Annotated in this window: 22 protein-coding genes; 4 read left to right on the forward strand and 18 right to left on the reverse strand. The window is 62.3% G+C overall.

Annotated features, from left to right (window positions below):
• Positions 1-216 precede the first annotated feature (216 nt).
• The 6 genes from BMX85_RS08370 to rpsP form a co-directional block, all read right to left on the reverse strand.
• The gene (locus BMX85_RS08370; protein WP_090315722.1) at positions 217-1,185 is read right to left on the reverse strand and encodes a CobD/CbiB family protein; all 969 of its coding nucleotides are present in this window, start codon (positions 1,183-1,185) and stop codon (positions 217-219) included.
• Between the two features lie 86 nt (positions 1,186-1,271).
• The gene (locus BMX85_RS08375) at positions 1,272-1,940 is read right to left on the reverse strand and encodes a CoA pyrophosphatase (protein ID WP_090315725.1); all 669 of its coding nucleotides are present in this window, start codon (positions 1,938-1,940) and stop codon (positions 1,272-1,274) included.
• 70 nt (positions 1,941-2,010) lie between these two features.
• Complete coding sequence (gene rplS, locus BMX85_RS08380) at positions 2,011-2,397, reverse strand: 50S ribosomal protein L19 (protein WP_090315727.1); 387 nt, start codon at positions 2,395-2,397, stop codon at positions 2,011-2,013.
• A gap of 121 nt (positions 2,398-2,518) precedes the next feature.
• Positions 2,519-3,265, reverse strand: coding sequence for a tRNA (guanosine(37)-N1)-methyltransferase TrmD (gene trmD, locus BMX85_RS08385; RefSeq protein WP_090315730.1), 747 nt, complete (start codon positions 3,263-3,265; stop codon positions 2,519-2,521).
• 21 nt (positions 3,266-3,286) lie between these two features.
• Complete coding sequence (gene rimM / locus BMX85_RS08390; protein ID WP_090315732.1) at positions 3,287-3,847, reverse strand: ribosome maturation factor RimM; 561 nt, start codon at positions 3,845-3,847, stop codon at positions 3,287-3,289.
• Positions 3,848-3,861: 14 nt separating this feature from the next.
• Positions 3,862-4,107 (reverse strand): 30S ribosomal protein S16, encoded by a 246-nt coding sequence (rpsP, locus tag BMX85_RS08395; RefSeq protein ID WP_090315733.1) that lies wholly within the window; start codon positions 4,105-4,107, stop codon positions 3,862-3,864.
• Positions 4,108-4,324: 217 nt separating this feature from the next.
• Between rpsP and BMX85_RS08400 the strand changes: the two genes are divergently transcribed.
• Entirely contained in the window at positions 4,325-4,777 is a 453-nt protein-coding gene (locus tag BMX85_RS08400; protein WP_090315736.1) for an NINE protein, read from the forward strand.
• Positions 4,778-4,799: 22 nt separating this feature from the next.
• Complete coding sequence (locus tag BMX85_RS08405) at positions 4,800-5,396, forward strand: glycine zipper 2TM domain-containing protein (RefSeq protein ID WP_090315738.1); 597 nt, start codon at positions 4,800-4,802, stop codon at positions 5,394-5,396.
• Between the two features lie 131 nt (positions 5,397-5,527).
• On the opposite strand, the gene BMX85_RS08410 is transcribed toward BMX85_RS08405, so the two are convergent.
• Together BMX85_RS08410 and BMX85_RS08415 are read right to left on the reverse strand one after the other, a co-directional pair.
• Entirely contained in the window at positions 5,528-7,597 is a 2,070-nt protein-coding gene (locus tag BMX85_RS08410) for a glycoside hydrolase family 43 protein (protein ID WP_090317599.1), read from the reverse strand.
• A gap of 14 nt (positions 7,598-7,611) precedes the next feature.
• Positions 7,612-10,809, reverse strand: coding sequence for a TonB-dependent receptor (locus tag BMX85_RS08415; RefSeq protein WP_177196695.1), 3,198 nt, complete (start codon positions 10,807-10,809; stop codon positions 7,612-7,614).
• A 353-nt stretch (positions 10,810-11,162) separates the two neighbouring features.
• Here BMX85_RS08415 and BMX85_RS08420 point away from each other — a divergent pair, with 353 nt between their 5' ends.
• Both BMX85_RS08420 and BMX85_RS08425 read left to right on the forward strand, forming a co-directional pair.
• The gene (locus BMX85_RS08420) at positions 11,163-12,146 is read left to right on the forward strand and encodes a proline dehydrogenase family protein (RefSeq protein ID WP_090315744.1); all 984 of its coding nucleotides are present in this window, start codon (positions 11,163-11,165) and stop codon (positions 12,144-12,146) included.
• 48 nt (positions 12,147-12,194) lie between these two features.
• Positions 12,195-12,626 (forward strand): VOC family protein, encoded by a 432-nt coding sequence (locus BMX85_RS08425; RefSeq protein WP_090315749.1) that lies wholly within the window; start codon positions 12,195-12,197, stop codon positions 12,624-12,626.
• Here BMX85_RS08425 and BMX85_RS30005 read toward each other — a convergent pair.
• From BMX85_RS30005 to BMX85_RS08470, 10 genes are all read right to left on the reverse strand, one after another.
• Entirely contained in the window at positions 12,561-12,791 is a 231-nt protein-coding gene (locus tag BMX85_RS30005; RefSeq protein WP_143067930.1) for a hypothetical protein, read from the reverse strand. The two genes, BMX85_RS08425 and BMX85_RS30005, sit on opposite strands and share 66 nt — an antisense overlap.
• Before the next feature lie 110 nt (positions 12,792-12,901).
• Complete coding sequence (locus BMX85_RS08430) at positions 12,902-13,117, reverse strand: type II toxin-antitoxin system HicB family antitoxin (RefSeq protein WP_090315752.1); 216 nt, start codon at positions 13,115-13,117, stop codon at positions 12,902-12,904.
• 8 nt (positions 13,118-13,125) lie between these two features.
• Positions 13,126-13,314: a type II toxin-antitoxin system HicA family toxin gene (locus BMX85_RS08435; RefSeq protein ID WP_090315755.1), complete on the reverse strand. Its 189-nt coding sequence runs from the start codon at positions 13,312-13,314 to the stop codon at positions 13,126-13,128.
• Positions 13,315-13,441: 127 nt separating this feature from the next.
• Complete coding sequence (locus tag BMX85_RS08440) at positions 13,442-15,232, reverse strand: acyl-CoA dehydrogenase (RefSeq protein ID WP_090315756.1); 1,791 nt, start codon at positions 15,230-15,232, stop codon at positions 13,442-13,444.
• A 75-nt stretch (positions 15,233-15,307) separates the two neighbouring features.
• Positions 15,308-16,240: an electron transfer flavoprotein subunit alpha/FixB family protein gene (locus BMX85_RS08445; RefSeq protein ID WP_090315758.1), complete on the reverse strand. Its 933-nt coding sequence runs from the start codon at positions 16,238-16,240 to the stop codon at positions 15,308-15,310.
• A gap of 10 nt (positions 16,241-16,250) precedes the next feature.
• Positions 16,251-17,000 carry an electron transfer flavoprotein subunit beta/FixA family protein gene (locus BMX85_RS08450; protein WP_090315761.1) on the reverse strand — a complete coding sequence of 250 codons (750 nt, stop codon included), beginning with the start codon at positions 16,998-17,000 and terminating at the stop codon, positions 16,251-16,253.
• Between the two features lie 185 nt (positions 17,001-17,185).
• Positions 17,186-17,413, reverse strand: coding sequence for a sulfurtransferase TusA family protein (locus BMX85_RS08455; RefSeq protein ID WP_036623531.1), 228 nt, complete (start codon positions 17,411-17,413; stop codon positions 17,186-17,188).
• Positions 17,414-17,655: 242 nt separating this feature from the next.
• Positions 17,656-20,268 (reverse strand): alanine--tRNA ligase, encoded by a 2,613-nt coding sequence (gene alaS / locus BMX85_RS08460; protein WP_090315765.1) that lies wholly within the window; start codon positions 20,266-20,268, stop codon positions 17,656-17,658.
• A gap of 84 nt (positions 20,269-20,352) precedes the next feature.
• Positions 20,353-20,829 (reverse strand): XAC2610-related protein, encoded by a 477-nt coding sequence (locus BMX85_RS08465; protein ID WP_143067931.1) that lies wholly within the window; start codon positions 20,827-20,829, stop codon positions 20,353-20,355.
• Between the two features lie 54 nt (positions 20,830-20,883).
• Positions 20,884-21,216, reverse strand: a complete 333-nt coding sequence (locus BMX85_RS08470) for a hypothetical protein (protein ID WP_090315770.1) — start codon at positions 21,214-21,216, stop codon at positions 20,884-20,886.
• Positions 21,217-21,253: the final 37 nt, after the last annotated feature.

Below are 21,253 nucleotides of genomic sequence, written 5' to 3' on the forward strand. Positions count from 1 at the left end.
ATACTTGTTGGTAACAAGAATGCGTGGAAAGTCCCGGCGAGGTGCGCCGGGCGGATATCATTCTAGAAGAATCTTACGTATTATATCTTATAGAAGACCTGAATACGTAAGTCGTTGATTTCAATCGACCTTTCCTCGCAAATAACCAAATTGGTGCAGAAAAACGCTCAATCCGCACCAAGGCAATACCGCTATTGTACCCTGCTCCCGGTGCTTTTATGGCGTCCCGCCGAGCCAGGCCGCGCCCGAGCACAGCAATAACAACATCATCCACAGCAACAATGCGCGCCATACCAGGCCCACCGTGCTTTGCAGCGCGCGGATGCCCGGCTCCTCGCCCGGCAGCATGTCCGGCTCCATGTCGCTGACGTCGACCGTGCCGGCGTCCACCAGCACCACCTTGGCCGCGTTCTCGGCCGGCGTGCCCAGGCGCACGCCCATGGCGCCGCCGCCGGCTGACAGGATGATGCCGATCGCCTTGTCGTTCCAGCGATGGGCGAAATTGCGCCACGCGTAGATCGCGTCCTCGAAGTTGCCGACCACGGCGAAGGCGACCGCCGTCAGCCGCACCGGTATCCAGTCGATCCAATAGAAGGCGCGCGCGGCGAACTGGCCGAACGCCTCGTTGCGCATGTGTTCAGGTTCGTTCCAGGCGCGCGCCAGGTACTCGGAGACGCGGTACATGACGGCGGCGGCCGGCCCGAGCGGCATCAGGAACCAGAAGAACACGCCGAACACGCTGCGGTGCGTGGTGATCAGCGCCTTCTCGACGGCGACGCGGGAGATTTCGCTGACATCCATGCCGACGGTGTCCTGCCGGGTCCACTCGGCCAGCAGGGCGCGCGCGGCGGCGTCGTCGCCGGCGCTCAGGTGCAGCTGGATCGAGGTGAAATAGTGGCTGTAATGGCGGAAGCCGAGCGTCAGGTAGACCACCAGCACGTTCCAGGCGAAGGCGGCCAGGAACCAGTCGTAGTACTTGAGTACCCAGTAAATCAGCGCGGTCGGCACCATCAGGATGGCCATCATCAGGAACCAGCCGAGGCGGCCGTGGCTCGAATGACCGGCGTTGAACCATGTCTCCATCCGCAACGCCAGGCTTTTGATCTCGGCGTAGATCGGGTTATCCGCGCGCAGCGGCTTCATTTGCTCGAGCAGCAGCGCGCATAAAATGGAAAGAAATGTCATTAATGGTCCTTTTTAGGTCGGCGACGCCTTGATGCCCGCTACGATAACCCACCGTGGTGGGAGAATCAAACTTATTAGTTCGGACATCAAGCGCGCAGGAAGTGGAACAGGTTGCGCAGCATGCCGGCGGTGGCGCCCCAGATATAGTATTCGCCGTAGGGCATGGCGTAGAAACTGCGTACGCCGCCGGCGATTTGGGCCGACAGGCGCTGGTGGTTCAAGCCGTCCATCAGGAAGGCCAGCGGCACTTCGAAGATCTCGGCCACCTCGGACGGGTCGGCGCGCAGCTCGAACGGCGGCGCGATCAGGCCGACGACGGGGGTGACGCGGTAGCCGGTGCCGGTGTAATAGTCGGGCATGGTGCCGATGACGTCGACGTGGGCGCGGTCCAGGCCGATCTCCTCCTCGCACTCGCGCAGCGCGGTGTCGACCGGGCCGCTGTCGTAGGATTCGGCGCGGCCGCCGGGAAAGCTGACCTGGCCGGGATGGTCGGTCAGGTCGGGATTGCGTTGGGTCAGCAGGATGGTCAGGCCGGTCTCGCGCAGCACCAGCGGGATCAGCACGGAGGCGGCCGTGGCCGGGGTGCCGTCGGGACGGCGCAGGTGGCGCTCGTCGGTGCTCTCCGGCGTCCACAGCGGCTGCTCGGCGAAGCGGCTGCGCAGCCATTGCGGCACCAGGCGCTCGCGGGCGACGGCCGGCTCGCCGGCGATGGCGTCGATCGGCAGCAGCTTCGGATCAAAGAGCGGTTTGGCCAAACGGAACCTCCATATAAAAAAAGGGCACCCCTTGATGTGGTGCCCTTTCTTCCAAACACAAGCGCGGCTATTAAGCTGCGGTTGCTTTCGCCGCTGGGCGACGGTTTGGCAGTTTTTCCTTGATACGTGCCGATTTACCGGAACGATCACGCAGGTAGTACAGTTTAGCGCGACGTACGTCACCGCGGCGTTTCACTTCGATCGAAGCGATCAGCGGGGAGTACAGCTGGAACGTACGCTCGACGCCTTCGCCGGACGAGATCTTACGAACGATGAAGTTCGAGTTCAGGCCACGGTTACGACGGGAGATGACGACGCCTTCGTATGCCTGGGCGCGCTTGCGGGTGCCTTCGACGACGTTGACGTTGACGATCACGGTATCGCCAGGGGCGAAATCAGGGATCTTCTTGCCCAGACGAGCGATTTCTTCTTGCTCGAGTTGTTGAATCAGATTCATTTTAAGACTCCAAAAACCATCATGCTGGCGCGCAATTGAGTGCTGTTCAAACACTCGCCCAGTAGAGGATGGGGTTAAACAGGCGGACAACATGTCCGCAAGCTTCTACAACAACAGGTTTTTATAAACCTGCCAAAAATTTCTCGTCATGCTTGGTCAGCAGGCCGCTGTCGCGCGCCTTGACCAGCAGATCGGGGCGCTTGCGCGCGGTCGCCTCCAGCATGCGCTGGCGACGCCATTTTTCGATCTCGGCGTGGTTGCCGCCCATTAGCACCGGCGGCACGCCCACGCCTTCATACGTTTCCGGCCGCGTGTAGTGCGGCGAATCGAGCAGGCCGTTGACGAAACTGTCTTCGATCGCCGACGCATCCGTGTTCAGCACGCCGGGAATCTGGCGGATCACGGCATCCATCAAGGCCATCGCCGGCAACTCGCCGCCGGACAGCACGAAGTCGCCGAGGCTGATTTCCTCGTCGATGCAACGGTCCAGCAAACGCTGGTCCACCGCCTCGTAGCGGCCGCACAGGATCACCAGACCGGGTTCCTGCTTGAGCGCCATGACGCGTTCGTGCGTCAACTGCTTGCCCTGCGGCGACATGAACAGCACGCGGGGCGCGGGCAGACCGGCATCGGTCTGGCGCTGCTTCGCCGCGTTGAGCGTCGCTTCCAGGGGCTTGGCCAGCATCACCATGCCGGGGCCGCCGCCATAGGGGCGGTCATCCACGGTGCGGTGATTGTCGGTGGTGAAATCACGCGGATTCCACAGCGACAAGCCACATTTATTCTGTTCGAACGCGCGCCGGGTGACCCCCGACTGCGTCAGTGCGGCGAACATTTCGGGGAACAGGGTCACGACATCGAATTGCATGGCGGGCCGCCCTTATGTTCTTTAGTAATCAAGGCCCCAGTCGACGGTGATCTTTTTCGCCTCTTTGTCCACCTTGATGATGAACGCTTCGACAAATGGGATCAGGCGCTCTTGCGCCGCAACCTCGGGATCAGCCTCTGCGGTCGTCGCTGCCGTGACGCGCAAGATCGACTGCGGACCGTTGCTCATCATGTCAGTCACCGTACCGAGGTGCTCACCTTGCAAATTCTCTACATCCAGACCAATCAACTCGGTCCAGTAAAACTCGTCATCGGACAAGGCCGGGAACGCACTGCGCGGAACCGAAACAGCGGCGCCCTTGAGCGCTTCTGCGACGTCCCGATCGGCCACTCCCACCAGCTGTGCGACCACGTCGCCGCCATGCAGCTTGGACTGCTTGACTTCGACACTGCGCAAGCTTGGCTTGTCGATCCACCAGGTCTTCACCGACAGGAGCGCATCCGCATCTTCCGAGAAAGGACGTATCCTCACCCAGCCAGCGACGCCGTAGGCACCGAAGACAAAGCCTACCTGTGCCAAATCGTCGGGGACTTGCACCCCGGATGCATTCTTATCGGTCAAACCAGCAGCCAGACTTAAACGGCTTTGTTCGACGCTACCAGGCGAGCGACGGTTGGCGACAGTTGTGCGCCGACCGATTGCCAGTGAGCCAGACGGTCAGCGGTGATGCGCAGTGGCACTTCGCCACCCTGCGCCATCGGGTTGTAGAAACCGATGCGTTCGATGAAACGGCCATCGCGGCGATTGCGCGAGTCGGTTGCAACGATGTTGAAGAACGGACGCTTCTTGGCGCCTCCACGAGCTAAACGAATAACGACCATAATATTTCCAAAAAGTGTGCTAGGACGGAAAAAGCCGCAAATTATAGCGCGCTTTGCCGCGAAGCAGCAAGCGTTAATGAAATAATCGGGCGAATTGGGGTAATCGAAGATTATCCCCCGTTCCGGCGCACGGGGCAATAGCCACAGCGATAAAAAGGTGGGCCGGGCCGGTATTATGACCGATACTGCATGCTTTCCGGCTATTTAATCGCTAACCATGACGAATCCGCACCACACCGCGCCTGCCACCACGTCTACCGCACGCCACAAGAACAAGACCGTCGCCGCCCTGCTGGCCTTCCTGTTTGGCGGGCTGGGCCTGCACCGTTTGTACCTGCGCGGCGCGCGCGATCCGTGGCTGTGGGCGCATCTGGCCTCGCTGCCGCTGGCGTGGATCATCGCCAAGGGGGCGCCGGACGCGGACGGCTTCTATAAAGTACTGCCGATCATGATCTCCGGACTGGTCGGCTTCCTGGAGGCGCTGGTGCTGGGACTGATGGCCGACGACAAGTGGGACGCCCGTTTCAACCCGGCGTCGGGCAAGCGATCGGAGTCGCGCTGGCCGCTGGCCATCATCCTGGTGGCGTCGATGATGCTGGGGGCCGCCGGCTTGATTGCCACAATCTCACGATTATTTGACTTACTGTACACTGGGGGCGCTTATGGCTAAGCCAACAATAGGAGACTTACTGATGAATAAACGTTCAATTATGCTGGCGATCACGCTGGCCGCCCTGACGTCCGCCGCGCACGCCCAGACTCCGAAGCAACACTACAACGCCGAAACCAAGCGCATCGCCACCCGCTACGCGGAAGACAAGAAGCTGTGCGCCGAAGAAACCGAATCGAGCGCCCGCATGCAATGTCTGCGCGACGCCAAGTCCGAATTCAACAAATCCAACACGCAAGCGAAGGCCGACTTCAAGAGTGCCGGTACGGCCAAGCCGGCCGCCAACTGCGTCGACTGCGGCCGGGTCACCTCGGTCGTACTGGGTGAAAAGAAGGGTGAAGGCGGCGCGGTCGGCCTGATCGCCGGCGGCGTGGCGGGCGCCCTGCTGGGCAACCAGGTCGGCAGTGGCGGCGGTCGCAAGCTCGCCACCGTGGCGGGCGCCGCCGGCGGCGCCTACGCCGGCAAAAAGGTCGAGGAGCATGCGCGCTCGAGCAAGCAATGGACCGTCAACGTCGAATACGAAGACGGCAAGCACGACAGCTACGTCTTCGAAGAAGACCCGGGCATGATGAAGGGCGACCAGGTCAAGCGCTCGAACGGCACCATCGTCCGCCGCTAACCCCAGCGGGGTCAAGTCTGTCATTCGGACACGAGCTGAACCACCCAGCGGGGTCAGTGCCGACATTCGGACACGGGCGGAACCAGGCGATGGATGTGTTCGTGTCCGAATGTCGGCACTGACCCCGGGGGTTAGTTGGCGCGCGACCAGGTGAAGCGCACGCCATCGCCGCCGTCCGGCAGCGGTCCCGGGCTGTTGGCAACCACCTCGCCCGTCTTCGGATCGATTCGCAGGTGACGATTGTTCGCGATCGACATCAGTATCAACTCCCCCGTCGGCGTTTCAATCCACTGGAAACTGTGCGCCGCGCCGGGTTCGCCGGCCTGCAGGCTGATACCGCCCTCTTTGTCCACCGCCACATAACGCACTCCGGCTGCCAGCGCGACGCGGCCCAACCCCATATCTTTTACCTTGAACATCGTCGGCGCGGATGCGGTTAGCTTCTCTCCATTGGCGGCCAGCCCGGTCTCCCCGTTATAAGACGCCAGGCGGATGGTTTTGCCAAACGGAATCGCACGCATCAACCCGCGCGGCATCGGCTGCGCGATCTCGACGCCGTCGAAATCCGCGTACCCGCCCTCCGCGCCATTGACGTTGTAATTAAATAGCGCATAGCGCACGCCCTGGAAAGTCTTGAGCTGGAACACCATCGTCCAGAGGCCACCGATGTCGACGAAGCGCTTGCCGTCGATCGAATAACTGAAGCTCGCTTGCTCGCTCAGGAAGTTGCAGTCGGCACGCAACCAGATGCGCTTGGCGTCCAACGGCAGACGGGTGGTCTGTCCGCTGGCCTGGTCGAACAGCGCCAGGTTCAACCCTTCGGCGGTTTTTTCGACACCGAGCGTGGCGTAGGGGAGATTGAGCAAGCCCAGGCCGGCGATGTCGCCTTCTTTCATCCCCTCAAGGTTCAGCGCGACCGTCGGCGACGATACCGGCCCGATGGCGCGCTGGGTCAGGCTGTTGCGCGCGTCCCAGAACGATGTCGCCGGCAATGCGCGCAGCCGTAAGAAACCGGGCCGCTGCGCCAACGACCACTTGTCATCCACCGGCACGTGGTTCCATTGCCAGACCGGCTTCAACGTCGCGCCGGAAAAATCGTCGCTGCGCTCGTATGGCACCCGCACCGGCTGCCGGACGGCGGTCTTCGGTTTGACCCAGGTGCGCGGATTGCGTCCCAGATTGCCCGGCAGGCCGAAGTACGGCCAGCCTTCGCTCCACGTCACCGGCGACAGGCTCAGCAGCCGTCCGACCGAGTTGTAGTCCATCATCGAGAAGCCCCACCATTCGCCCGCCGGCGTGAGCACGATGCCGCCCTGGTGCAGCGCCGTGGCGTCCTTCGAGGCCGGATTGGGTGGATCGATGACAAACGGCGGCTTGCCGTCTTTCAAGCGATGGCCGCGCATCATGCCGAAGCCTTCGTCCTTGCTGATGGCCTGATTGACTTCATACGGACCGTAAACACTATCGGAGCGGGCGGCCGGCATGCGGAATCCGCCCGCATAGTTGGCGCTGAGGATAAAGTACTTGCCGCCAATTTTGTAGAAATGCGCGCCCTCCCCCATGCCCTGGCCCTTTTCGAACAAGGTTTTCTCCGAGCCGGGCACGATATCGGTCAGGTCGCCGTTGAGCAGCGCCACTTGCAGGGTCTGGTGCCCCCAGACGGCGTACGCCTTGCCGTCATCATCGAACAGCACCGACAGGTCATGCAGGCTGCGCCGCATTTCGTGATGCTTCCAAGGCCCGCGCGGGTCGGTCGCGGAGTAGACCTGTGTCGCCCGGCGATTGATGTTGGTAAAGATGTAGAACGTGCCGTTGTGGAAACGCAGGCTGGGCGCCCAAATCCCCTGCCCATATATTTCCTTGCCGTCCTCCAGCCGGAACTGCGGGCCGAAATCCAGTTTGGGCGCGGCGTAGCTGAGAAACTCCCAATTGACGAGATCCTTCGACCGCATCACCGGCAACCCGGGCATCGCGTGCATGGTGGTGCCGGTCATATAGAACCAGTCGCCGACGCGGATCAGATCCGGATCGGAGAATTCGTCGTAAAAGACGGGATTGGTGAAGGTGCCATTGCCGTTGTCGGCGGTCCAGGTTTTGGGCCGGGCCGGCGCTTTGGACTGCCCGGCTTGCGCCGGGTGCAGGCCCGGCGCGGCCGCCAGCAACGCCGCGCACACGAGCCGCGCGACGAGCCGATGGTGCATGAGCCGGGCCTTCATCAGAACGTGGTCCGCAACGACAAGGTGTACGCCGCGCCGGGCTTGTACTCGTCGGCCACCGCGTTGCTGAACTGCGTGTAGGTGCGGCTGATGGCCTTGTTCGCGTTCCATACGCTCAGCGTCAGATCGGTGTTGTAACGGAAGTTGAACAACTGCTTCAGATTCGCGCCGAGCGACAGATCGACCTGCGAGCGCTCCGTCGTGTACGCATACGCGCCGCCGGGAACGTTCAGGCCGGTGCCCGTGTTGACGACGTGCGACGCCGTGTACTGCCGCGCGACACGCACGTTCAACCCGTTGCGCTCGTAGTACAAGGTCAGATTGTTGGTGCGCGGCGGCACGCCGGCCACCGGCGGCGCGTTGGCCGCCTCGTCCTTCTGCTTGGCGTAGGTGAAGTTGGCCGCGAGACCGAAGCCCTTGACCGGCAACATGTCCAGCGGTTGCTGCCAGGTCACTTCCACCCCGCGCACCTTGAGTTTGGTGTCGATGTTGTAGGGTTCGGAAATCTCGATCAGATGCTTGTCGCGCCCGCCACTGGCGTTGACCGATTGCTGTTGCGCATCGGTCAGGCCGATGGTGCCGAAGCGCGCGTCGAGCTGCGCCAGCGAATACGTGCTGACGCGCTGACCCGGCCGGCTGATGATGTCCTTGGCAAAGCCGCTGACCGACACATAGGCCTCGCGGGTGATGTAGTACTCCAGTCCAAGATCGAGGTTGTTGGCCTCGAACGGCTTCAGATTGGGATTGGTGAGGCTGCCCTGGCGCAGCCCTTGGTCTCCAAGCGTCAGCTGGGTCTGGCGCAGGTCGGCGGGATTGGCGCGCGTCAACGATTTCGAACCCGACAGGCGCGCGATGACCGACGGCGTGAGGTTATAAGCCATGGTGGCGGACGGTAGCGTATTGCTGTAGGTGGTCGATTCGTAGGCCCATACGCTGATATTGTCATAAAACCCGCCGTTGCGCAGGTTGGCGTTGCGCGGATCGGCGCCCACGGTCAGCGCGCCGATGGTTTGCTTGGTACGCGCGTAGCGCACGCCGGCGTTGTAGCGCAAGGTGCGGCCGAAGACCTGGTTGCGGCCATTGACTTCGGTATAGAACGCGCTCACCGCCTCGCGGATGTAACCGCCGCTGCCGTTGCCGAAGCCTCGGTAGATATTGTCGCGGAAGTATTGATAGTCGGTGTCCTGCGCGAACTTCGGCCAGTCGACGGTGATGAAGCCGTTGCCGGACGCTTGCGCGTAATTGGCCACGGCGGCATTCGGCACCACCGATCCCAGATAGGTCAGCGGCGCCGTCATGCCGCTGGTGGAGCCGGTGCCGTAGCCGGGATAGGCGGTCGCGGCGTCGGTGACCGGACCGGGCGCGCTGCGGCCATCGCATCCCTGCGGCGAGCGCAACTGCGTGTTGGGCGCGAAGTAGCGCACGCTGACGTTGTTACCGCACGCCACGTTCATCCACGCGTCGGCCGTCGAGAAGCTGCGGTAGCGGCGCTTGATGTCGTCGTAGGCGCCGCCGAACTTGACGTTGAAGTCGTTGTCGCCCCAGCTCAGGTTCAGGCGGGTGCCGCGCGTGGTGTTGTTGCGCTCGTACAGGTCCATGCGCAGGCCCGACAAGCCCTGCCCGCCCTGGTACCAGCCGAAGTTGGCCGGATCGTTAATGTCGAGATTTGCGCTGTAGCTGGGCGGCAGGCCGGCCCGGGTGTTGTCGTAGTTGATCACCGAGTTCGGCGAGCGCGTGGCGAACAGCACCGTCGGCATGTCGCGGTAGAAGGTGCTGTTGGTGGCGTTGAAGTGGGCGTCGATGGTCAGCTTGTCGGTGGGCCGGAACTCGAAGCCGGGATTGACGCTGTGGAACTTGGTCTTTTCCTCCATCGGCCGGTATTCCAGCGACCAGAAGGTATTGGCGAAGATCGCCTTGTTGAGCACGCAACCGACGGTGCAATCGCTGCGGTCGAATTCCATGCCGATCGGAATCACCGTGTTGGCGCGGGTGCCGGCGTTCATTGCCTGGTAAGTCATCTTGTTGCGCTTCTGGGCGGCGACCAGATCCAGGTAGACGTCCCACTTGTCGTTCGGCTGCCACTGCATGCTGAGCACTTCGCCGATCCGCTTGCGCTCGCCTTCATACACCAGGTGGCGCCCCAGGCGGGCCATCAGCGCGTTGTCGATCTGCTGGATGGTGGCGCCGGGATTGAGCGCCAGCAGCATGGCGCGGTCGATCTGCTTGCCCGGCACCAGGATGGAGCGGGCGTATTCGGGCAAGTCCTTCAGCGCCAGTCCGGACGGCACGGTGTCCGGCGTCGACTGCGACCCGCCGCCGGTGCTGTTGGGATTGTCGGCGGCGTTGGCCTGGAACGACTTCAGCTGCAAGTTGCGCATGTCGACCGACTGGAAGCCGTCGGTCTTGTACTTGGTGTCGCCGAAGGCCACGCCGCCCAGCAGGCCGAACTTGCCCCAGGCGTTGCTGGTCCAGGTGTTGCTGACCAGGCCGGAGCCGGTGGCGCCCATCTTGCCGTTCTGCTCGCGGTAGTTGCCGCTGAGCGTGAACGCCGAGCGGAAGCCGCTCTTGTCGAACGGCCGCACGCTGCGCATGTTGACGGTGCCGGCGATGCCGCCCTCGATCAGGCTGGCTTGCTGGCTTTTGTAGACGCTGGCGCTGCGGAACAGCTCGGACGGCAGGAAGTCCATGTCGACTTCGCGGTTGGCGCTGATCGAGCCGCCCCAGCTGCCGGCCGACGCCGACGCCATCGGCGCGCCGTTGAGCAGCACGCGGGTGAAGGCCGAGCCCATGCCGCGAATCGAGATGTTGAGGCCCTCGCCGTCGATCTCGGCGCGGCGCACGGTGACGCCGGGCACGCGGGCCAGCGCGTCGGCGATGTTGGGGTCGGGGAACTTGCCGATGTCTTCGGAGAACACGGTGTCGCTCAGGCCGATGTTCTCGCGCTTTTCGTTGGCGGAAAGCGCCAGCGAACTGCGGTAGCCGTTGACGACCACGGTCGGCCTGGCCGGCTGCAGCGGGTCTTTGTCATCGGCCGCCCCGGCCGCCGGGGCCCGAGCCGATGACGAGGCCGGCGCGCTTGCCGGTGTCTGGGTGGTCTGCGCGTGCGCGCTTGAAATGAGGCCTGCGACGACGGTGGCGGCAATGCATCCGCCCATGCCGGGTCCGCGCCGTGGCGCGCCGATCAACTTACTGTCCATACTGTCTCCTCTACTCGGCATTGCTGCCTGTGGGGTCCGCGCCTTGGGCGCATTGTTTTATGTTTTTCTCTACCAATTTCTATTACTTTTATAGCTTCCCGCCCTCCTAACACGAAAAATGTTATACGCAATCATTTTTGGATGTTCTGCCTTTATGACAACTCCGTCAACCGTTTAATTTGGCTTAAGTTGCCAAAAAAATACAGCAATCCGGGTGTTTTTTGGCGTATATTCGCGCGACTGCGATTGCGCAATCATTTCACCAGTGCCAATTGCGCGCCCGGCGGCGGCTTGGACGAGCCGGCCCCGCTGTGACACAATGTGTTGTTTATTCCATCACCCCAGGAGACGCCGTGTCCGCACCAGCCTTCCCCGCCCAATGGCAAGCCCTCGTCGATCAGGCCGCCACAGCGCTGCGCGCGTTGGCGCTCGACGAATCGGCCAAGGAAAAATTCTGCAAGGACCCGCTGCTGCGCGCCTACATGCACAAGGTCTCGCATCGCTACGTGGCGGGCCAGACGGTCGCGCAGGCGCTGGCGCGCGTCGAGGGCATCCTCGCGCAAGGCCACGCGGCCTCGGTCGAATACATGGGCGAGAGCGTGCGCGACGAAGCCTTCGCGATGGCGGAGACGGAAGTGTTCATGGAACTGACGCGCGCGGTCGGCCAGCGCAACCTGAATTGCTCGATCTCGCTGGACTTGTCGCACGTCGGTTCGATGGTCGATCTGGAGCTGGGCTACCGCAACCTGCGCCGCGTGGCGTTGGCGGCGGCGGAAATCAACCGCGAAGTGATGATCTCGATGGAAGGCGCGGACCGCGCCGACGACATCTACGCCATTTACGCGCGGCTGCACAAGGAGGACGGTTTGCACAACGTCGGCATCACGGTGCCGGCCAAGCGTCACCGCACCGCGCAAGACTTGCCGGCGTTGATGAAGATTCCCGGCCGCATCCGGTTGGTCAAAGGTGCGTTTCTGGAGTCGGCTCAAATCTCCTACGACCGCAACAGCGCCGAACTGGCCGCCGCGTATCGCCGGTACGCGGGCGAGTTGCTGCTAAGCGGACACAAGTGCTCAATCGCCACGCACGACCGCGCGATCCAGGCCGACCTCAGCGAACTGATTCTGAAAGAGCGCGTCGATCCACGCTGGTATGAGTTTGAATCCTTGATCGGCCTGGGCGCCGAAAACATCGCCGAACTCAAGGCGCGCGGCTTCCCCACACGCGAATACGTGGTCTTCGGCGAGGAGCATTTCCTCTATGTGCTCAACCGAATCGCGGAGGAGCCGGTGCGGGTGTATCAGGCTATTGTGGATGTGATGGGTGCGCCGGCCTGATCGGCGCGGGCGTAAAGACATTAACGACGATACGACAAGGAGACAAACATGTCAGAGTTCACCCACGTCAGATTCACGCTGGCCGTACTTGACCTGGCCAAATCGACGAACTACTACACATCGGTGCTCGGTCTGGAGATAGACTTCACGGCGCCCGGCTGGACGTTCCTGTCGCGCGGCAGCTTTCGCGTGATGCTCGGCGAATGCACCGATGCCGTTCCGCCGGCGCAGCTTGGCGACCACTCCTGGTATGGCTATGTGACGGTGTCGGACGCCGCAGCCGTGTTTGCCGAGTACCAGGCCAACGGCGCCGAGTTCACGCAAACGCTGGCGGACAAGCCGTGGGGCATGCGCGAGTTTGGCGTGCGCACGATCGACGGCCATCGCATCATGTTCGGCCAGGAGCTCTACTCATCAATGAAGTCGGAATTCGACCAGTGTCGAAATGGCTGCTTCGGCCTCGCGTACCGAGCGGGCTGATGGGCGTGCTCCGGCGGCAACGGCCCAGGCCAGCACCCAGTGGCCGGCCATGATTTCCTCGGCGGCCGTTTTTGCTTGAAGCATGCGGCGGGCGGCCTCGTTCATGCGTTGCACGGCATAGGCTTTGCGGGTATTTTTGATGGGGGCGATAACGATGGATTTCATGGCGAACCTCACTGTGAACATCCTCGTTTTACGCAGCGCGCACGAAAATGGATTCAACTCAGCGAAGTGGCCTACACCACAACGACCTGCGGGATTAAATATCGCTGACGTTACGCCATCTCCACTTCCACCGTTTCCACGCTCGATATCTGTTTGGGAACAGACTGCCCGTCCGCCTTCAAACCTTCCAAGTGAAATGCGATAGCTTCTTGCATCAAGGCTAAAGTCTGCTCGCGTGTCTCTCCAACCGCAACGCAGCCGGGTAGGTCAGGAACATAGGCGCCAAACGATTCCGGCCCTTCTTCGATAATGACTAAAAAGCGCATATCGTCTCCTATTTCTTGAAACCAGCCTGTTTGAGAATGACATTGAGCGTGCCAAGAGGCACATCGACACTGCGCTTACCAGCCACCGTTATCGTCCCGGCAAAGATCGGATGCTGGAACTGGCGATGACTCCCTGTCATACGAACTTTAACCCAGCCATTCGCCTGGAGCAGCGCAATCAATTCGTGTATTTTCATAATAGTGTAGCGCGAAATATGGCGACACCATGATCGTGACGAATGGATGAAATATGTGAGCACGACTTGCGTAAGGATGGGCGAAAAAAAAGCAGCCGAAGCTGCTTTTTTGTGCTGTACGAACTGCTTAGAACTGGTCCTCGCTCAACGCCAGCACGCCGGCGCTGCCGTCGATGATGGCGCTGCGCAGGCCCGACGCTTGCGACAGGATGTGGTCGGCAAAGAAGCGCGCCGTGGCGATCTTGGCCTTGTAGAAGCCGGCGTCGCCGTCGTTGGCGTCGAGCTTCCGCTGCGCGATCACGGCCGCGCGCGCCATCTGCCAGCCACCCAGCACGATGCCGGCCAGCTTCAGGTACAGCACGCTGCCCGAGAACACGCCCTTGATGTCGCTCTTCATGTTGGCGACGACGTACTCCACCACCGCCTCCAGATCCTTGCTGCCGGACGACAGCTGCGCCAGGATCGCCTTGAAGTCGGCCGAGCCACCGGCGGCCAGCTCCGCCTCGGTCGCGCGAATTTGCGCGATGATGCCCTTGGCGACGGCGCCGCCGTCGCGCACGGTCTTGCGGCCGACCAGGTCGTTGGCCTGGATCGCCGTGGTGCCTTCGTAGATCGTCAAAATCTTCGAGTCGCGATAGTGCTGCGCCGCGCCGGTCTCCTCGATGAAGCCCATGCCGCCATGCACCTGCACGCCGTCGCGCGCGACGTCTTGCGACATCTCGGTCGACCAGCCCTTGATGATCGGCACCAGGTATTCGTACACGGCCAGGCTGGCCTTGCGCGTTTCCGGGTCGGCATGGCTGTGGGCGACGTCGCTGATGCCGGCGCCGACGTAGGCCAGCGCGCGCGCCGCCTCGGTCTGCGAACGCATATTCATCAACATGCGGCGCACGTCCGGATGATGGATGATCGCCACCGGACCGGCCGAGCCGGCCAGGTCGCGCGACTGCACGCGGTCCTTGGCGAACGCCACCGCTTTTTGATACGCCCGCTCGGCCAGGCCGATGCCCTGCAGGCCGACGCCGAAGCGCGCCGCGTTCATCATGATGAACATGTATTCCAGGCCGCGATTTTCCTCGCCGACCAGGGTGCCGATGGCGCCGCCATGGTCGCCGAATTGCAGCACGGCGGTTGGGCTGGCCTTGATGCCCAGCTTGTGTTCGAGCGAGACGCAGTGGGCGTCGTTGCGCGCGCCGATCGAGCCGTCGGCGTTGACCAGGAACTTCGGCACGATGAACAGCGAAATCCCCTTGACGCCGGCCGGCGCGTCCGGCGTGCGCGCCAGCACCAGGTGGACGATGTTCTCGGAAAAATCGTGCTCGCCGTAGGTGATGAAGATCTTGGTGCCGAACACCTTGTAGGTGCCGTCGCCCTGCGGCACGGCGCGCGTGCGCACGGCGGCCAGGTCGGAGCCGGCTTGCGGCTCGGTCAGGTTCATGGTGCCGGTCCACTTGCCCGACACCAGGTTTTCCAGATAGATGGCTTTTTGCTCGTCGCTGCCGGCCGTCAGCAGCGCTTCGATCGCGCCGTCCGACAGCAACGGGCACAGCGCGAACGAGATGCTGCCGGCGTTGAGCATTTCGATGCACGGCGTCGCCAGCAGCTTGGGCAAGCCCTGGCCGCCGAACTCCACCGGATGCTGCACACCCTGCCAGCCAGCCTCGCCGAAGGCCTTGAAGGCCTCCTTGAAGCCCTTGGACGTGGTCACCTGACCGTCGTGCCAATGGCTCGGCTCCTTGTCGCTCGGATGGTTGAGCGGCGCGATGACGTTGCTGACGAATTTCGCGTTCTCTTCCAAGATGGCTTCGGCCGTGTCCGGGGTCGCGTCTTCATTGCCGGGCAGCGCGTTGACGCCGGCCAGGTCCGCCAGTTCGTTCATCACGAACAGCATGTCTTTCAGGGGTGCTTGATAGGGCATCTTATGTCTCCAAGAAAAAAGCCACGGCAATCCGGCGGTACCGGATCAGCGTGGCTCGGGTGCGTCCGGGCTGTATTAGCCCAGTTCCGCCACCAGTTGCGGCACGATTTCGAACAGGTCGCCAACGATGCCGTAGTCGGCAACGGAGAAGATCGGCGCTTCCGGATCTTTGTTGATCGCGACGATGGTCTTCGAATCCTTCATGCCGGCCAAGTGCTGGATCGCGCCGGAGATGCCGACGGCGATGTACAGGGTTGGCGCGACGATCTTGCCGGTCTGGCCCACTTGCCAGTCGTTCGGCACGTAGCCGGCGTCGACCGCCGCGCGCGAGGCGCCCATGGCGGCGTTCAGCTTGTCGGCCAGCGGCTCCAGCACTTTGAAGGCGTCGGCCGAACCCATGCCGCGGCCACCGGAGACGATGATCTTGGCGGCGGTCAGCTCGGGACGGTCGGACTTGGCCAGCTCGCGGCCGACGAAGCTCGACTTGCCCGAGTCGCCGACCGCGGTGACGGTCTCGGTCGCGGCCGAACCACCGGTGGCGGCGGCGGCGTCGAAGCCGGTCGAGCGCACGGTGATGACCTTGATCTTGTCCGACGATTGCACGTAGGCGATGGCGTTGCCGGCGTAGATCGGACGCTCGAAGGTGTCGGGCGAATCCACTTTGGTGATTTCGGAGATCTGGGCGACGTCCAGCTTGGCGGCCACGCGCGGCAGGATGTTCTTGCCGTAGGCGGTGGCCGGGGCCAGGATGTGGCTGTACGAGCCCGCCAGCGCCAGCACCTGCTCGGCGACGTTCTCGGCCAGGCCGTCGGCGAAGTGCGCGGCGTCGGCGACGATGACTTTCGATACGCCGGCGATCTGCGCGGCGGCCGCCGCGGCGGCGCCGGCGTTCGAGCCTGCGACCAGCACGTGCACGTCGCCGCCGCACTGGGCGGCCGCGGTCACGGTGTGGAGGGTGCTGCCCTTCAGGCTGGCGTTGTCGTGTTCTGCGATGACTAATGCGACCATGATTGTTCCTTTAGATGACTTTGGCTTCGGTGCGCAGTTTTGCGACCAGGGTGGCGACGTCCGGGACCTTGATGCCGGCCGAGCGCTTGGCCGGCTCGACGACTTTCAGGGTTTTCAGGCGCGGGGTCACGTCGACGCCCAGGTCTTCCGGCTTGGTCACGTCCAGCGGTTTTTTCTTCGCCTTCATGATGTTCGGCAAGGTCACATAGCGCGGCTCGTTCAGGCGCAGGTCGGTGGTGACGATGGCCGGCAGGGTCAGCGCCAGGGTTTCCAGGCCGCCGTCCACTTCGCGGGTGACGGTCACTTTGCCGTCTTCCAGCACCACTTTCGACGCGAACGTCGCTTGCGGCCAACCCAGCAGCGCCGCCAGCATCTGGCCGGTCTGGTTGGAGTCGTCGTCGATCGCCTGCTTGCCCAGGATGATCAGCTGCGGCTGTTCCTTGTCGGCCAGCGCCTTGAGCAGCTTGGCGACGGCCAGCGGCTCGAGCTCGACCGAGGTCTCGACCAGGATGCCGCGATCGGCACCGATCGCCATGCCGGTACGCAGGGTTTCCTGGCACTGGGTCACACCGCACGACACCGCCACCACTTCGGTGACCTTGCCGGCTTCCTTCAGGCGCATCGCCTCTTCCAGCGCGATCTCATCGAAAGGGTTCATCGACATTTTGACGTTGGCGATATCGACGCCAGTGCCGTCGGACTTGACGCGAACCTTGACGTTGTAGTCGACCACGCGTTTGACGGGTACCAAGACTTTCATAGCTGTGCCTTTGGGAAAATGTATAAATGTTCGGGACTAAATGTGGGCTAGATTATATGAGAAATCCACCGCGCACAAGAAATTAAAGCACGATCGTGCGATTTTTCGCTAGTAGAAACCGTCTAAAAAGGACTTTCCTAGACGGCGGTTCTACAAGGGAAGAATGATGCGGAGATGGCTAACGCTTATTTGCGCTGCATCAAAAAGACGAACTCGCGTCCGGTTTGAACGTGCGACAGCAGCGCATTGCCGGTTTGTTTGGCGAACGCCTGGAAGTCGCGCACGGAACCGGGGTCGGTTGCCATGATGCGCAGCACTTCGCCGCTTTGCAGCTCGGACAAGGCTTTTTTAGCCTTAAGAATCGGCAGCGGGCAATTCAGGCCGCGCGCGTCGAGTTCCTTATGGAATTCCATGATTTCGTTTTCAAGTATCGTGTCGGTCATCAAGAACCCGCTAGTTTGTTAAGCACTTTCGCAATACTACTCCAATTTGCGAAGCTTGACGCGCTGCACCAAAATAGTTCATTGCGCGTTGCAAGTTCGCAACGGGAACTTGCGATTTCACAACAAGTCTGCTTAAACAACAGCGGCCCGCGCTTGACACGCGGGCCGCATCGGTGCTGCATTAGCGCCGTGGTTGCAAGCTGCTAGTTGCTTTAGGCGCGTTGACCTACCCATGCGGCAACACCTGCCAGCGCCGCCGGCAAGCCGCTCGGATCGGTACCGCCGGCCTGCGCCATATCGGGGCGGCCACCGCCTTTTCCGCCCACTTGTTGTGCAACGAAGTTCACCAGCTCGCCGGCCTTGACCTTCGAGGTGGCGTCGGCCGTCACGCCGGCGATCAGGCTGACCTTGCCGTCGGCAACGCTCGCCAGCACGATGGCGGCGGTCTTCAGCTTGTCCTTGAGCTTGTCCATGGTCTCACGCAGGCGGGCCACGTCGGCGCCGTCCAGCGTGGCCGCCAGCACCTTGATGCCGTTGACGTCGACCGCTTGCGTGACCAGCTCGTCGCCCTGCCCCGAAGCCAGCTTCGACTTCAGCGCGGCCAGTTCCTTCTCCAGCGCCTTGACGTGGTCCTGCACCTGGCCGATACGCGCGGTCAGCTCTTCGGGATTCGATTTCAGCGCGGCGGCCGCTTCCAGCAGGCGGCGGTTCATCGACTGCACCAGCGCCAGCGCGCCCTCGCCGGTCACCGCTTCGACGCGGCGGATGCCGGCGGCGACGCCGCTCTCCGAGATGATCTTGAACAGGCCGATGTCGCCGGTGCGCTGCACGTGGACGCCGCCGCACAGCTCTTTCGAGGTGCCGATGTCGAGCACGCGCACTTCGTCGCCGTACTTCTCGCCGAACAGCGCCATCGCGCCATGCTTGACGGCGTCGTCGAACGACATGTGCTGCGCCTTGGTCGCGTGGTTTTCCAGGATCTCCTTGTTGACCTTGGCTTCCACTTCGGCGATCTGCTCGGCCGTCAGCGGCGCGTTGTGGCTGAAGTCGAAGCGGGTTTTGTCGGCGTCGACCAGCGAGCCTTTTTGCGCCACGTGTCCGCCCAGCACTTCGCGCAGCGCCTTATGCATCAGGTGCGTCGCCGAGTGGTTGCGGATGGTGCGCGCGCGCTTGCCCTGGTCGACGTCGGCGCTGACCGCGTCGCCCACTTTGAGCGAACCGGCGGACAAGGTGCCGTGGTGGCCGAACACGTCGGCCTGGATCTTCAGCGTGTCATCGACATTGAACGCGGCGGCGCCGGCGCTGATGACACCCTGGTCACCGACCTGGCCGCCCGATTCGGCGTAGAACGGCGTGGTGTCCAGCACCACGATGCCTGACTGGCCGGCCGTCAGTTCCTGCACCGAGGTGCCGCCCGTGTACAGCGCGACGATCTTGGCGGTGGCGTGGCTCAGGTTGTCGTAACCGACGAACTTGTTCTTCTCGCCCGAGTATTCGACCTTGCTGTCCTTGACGGACTTGCCGCCCTTGCGCGACAGTTCCTGGCTTTCCTTCAGGGCGGCGTCATAGCCTTCCTGGTCGAAGCTGATGTTGCGCTCGCGGCAGATGTCGGCGGTCAGGTCCGGCGGGAAGCCGTAGGTTTCGTACAGGGTGAAGGCGGTGGCGCCGTCGATGCCGGTGCTGTCCTTGGCCAGCTGGGCTTCCAGCACCTTCATGCCGGTTTCCAGCGTCTCGCCGAAACGCTCTTCCTCGGCCTTCAACATTTGCGCGACGCGGTCTTTGGCTTCTTCCAGCTCCGGATAGGCGCCGCCCATCTCGATCGCCAGGTCGGCCACCAGTTTGTAGAAGAACGGCTTGGTCTGGCCCAGCTTGTGGCCGTGGCGCAGCGCGCGGCGGATGATGCGGCGCAGGACGTAGGCGCGGCCTTCGCTGCCCGGAATCACGCCGTCGACGATCATGAACGCCGAAGCGCGGATGTGGTCGGCGATTACGCGCAGCGACTTGTTTTCCAGGTCGGTGGCGCCGGTTTCGCGCGCGGCGGCCTTGATCAGCGCCTGGAACAGGTCGATCTCGTAGTTCGAATGCACGTGCTGCAGCACGGCGGCCAGGCGCTCCATGCCCATGCCGGTGTCGACGCACGGCTTCGGCAGCTTATGCATCACGCCCGCTTCGTCGCGGTTGAACTGCATGAACACCAGGTTCCAGATTTCGATGAAGCGGTCGCCGTCCTCGTCCGGCGAGCCTGGCGGGCCGCCTGGAATGTCGGCGCCGTGGTCGTAGAAGATCTCGGTGCACGGGCCGCACGGGCCGGTGTCGGCCATCTGCCAGAAGTTATCCGAAGCGTAACGCGAACCCTTGTTGTCGCCAATGCGGATGATGCGCTCTTTCGGCACGCCCACTTCGTTGGCCCAGATGTCGTAGGCCTCGTCGTCTTCCATGTAGACGGTGACGGTCAGCTTGTCCGCCGGCAGGCCGTAGACCTTGGTCAGCAATTCCCAGGCGAAGTTGATGGCGTCGCGCTTGAAATAGTCGCCGAAGCTGAAGTTGCCCAGCATTTCGAAGAAGGTGTGGTGGCGCGCGGTGTAGCCGACGTTTTCCAGATCGTTGTGCTTGCCGCCGGCGCGCACGCAGCGCTGCACCGACGTCGCCCGGGTGTACGGACGGCTGTCGGTGCCGGTGAACACGTCCTTGAATTGCACCATGCCGCTGTTGGTCAGCAGCAAGGTCGGGTCGTTGCCAGGTACCAGGGAGCTGGAACGGACAATCGAATGACCCTTGGATTCAAAAAACTTGAGGAATTTCTCGCGGATTTCAGTTGATTTCATGTCGTGAGCAGGGGTAGCTGGCAAATGCAAAGAGTTGATTATATATGACCGCGCGGGCGGCAGGGTCTTGGGGGCCAGGGGCGCTCAGTAACTCTTCGCGCAACTTTTCAGCGTGCTGTCAGAAAAATAGGAATGCGTGAGGCGCCTTTGCGCCGGCGTCGAAAGAACGACGTTGATAAAGTCGTCGCCACAGCTGGGCTGTAACCGGACGAATTTCTGCTCGACAGCAGAAAACACATAGATTTGATACATTTGATAAGTTCCCATGCCGTCGTCGATGTGTGACAGGGAAAAATCCTGATAGCCGTCGAAATTGTAGTCGGCGACCTTGACGTCGATTTTCTGCTCAGCTTCCACCGAAATTGCCTCCACTGTGCTGACCGGGCCAATGTGCAAGGTGACCGTCGCCAGGTTCTGGTCGACCGAAATTTGCGCCAGCGTTCCGGGCTTCGGCGCGAATGACATTGCGATACCGGACGGAACGGAGGACGAGTCCGCTCCCGCACGCGTCACTGCGGCCAAACCCAACATCAGCGTCAACAGCATGCAACCTGTTTTCATCGAAATTTTCCTGTGTCGGCGCCGTCCGGATAGCGTGTAGAAATGCACGTTCGGTCAGCGCAAAAAATCGGCTGACTTCCTCGGGAACATAAATACCGCCAACAGGGCGCATGCGAACAAAGGACTCGCGCCCAAGAAAAGAACGACCAGCGCCAGCCGTTCCAGTCCCTGCCCATGTGACAAAAAATCGATCGTCAACACGGCGGCGACGGCAGTTCCGGAAACCAGTAAAAAAACCCAGCCGCACAGCGCGAGAACATAAGGATAGCGAACATGCAGGAATTTTCTTGATGCCAAGGTTGCCAGCAGAATCACGCAGACGCCCGTCGCCCAATTAAAGTGGTCGAGGAAGATCGCCGTCAGAATGTCAATCACCGCTTCAGGCATCGGCAACCCCCTGCATGTTGATTAGGGTGCGGCCAGC

Origin of the sequence: Duganella sp. CF517 (assembly GCF_900110275.1) — a bacterium.
Lineage (GTDB): Bacteria > Pseudomonadota > Gammaproteobacteria > Burkholderiales > Burkholderiaceae_D > Rugamonas.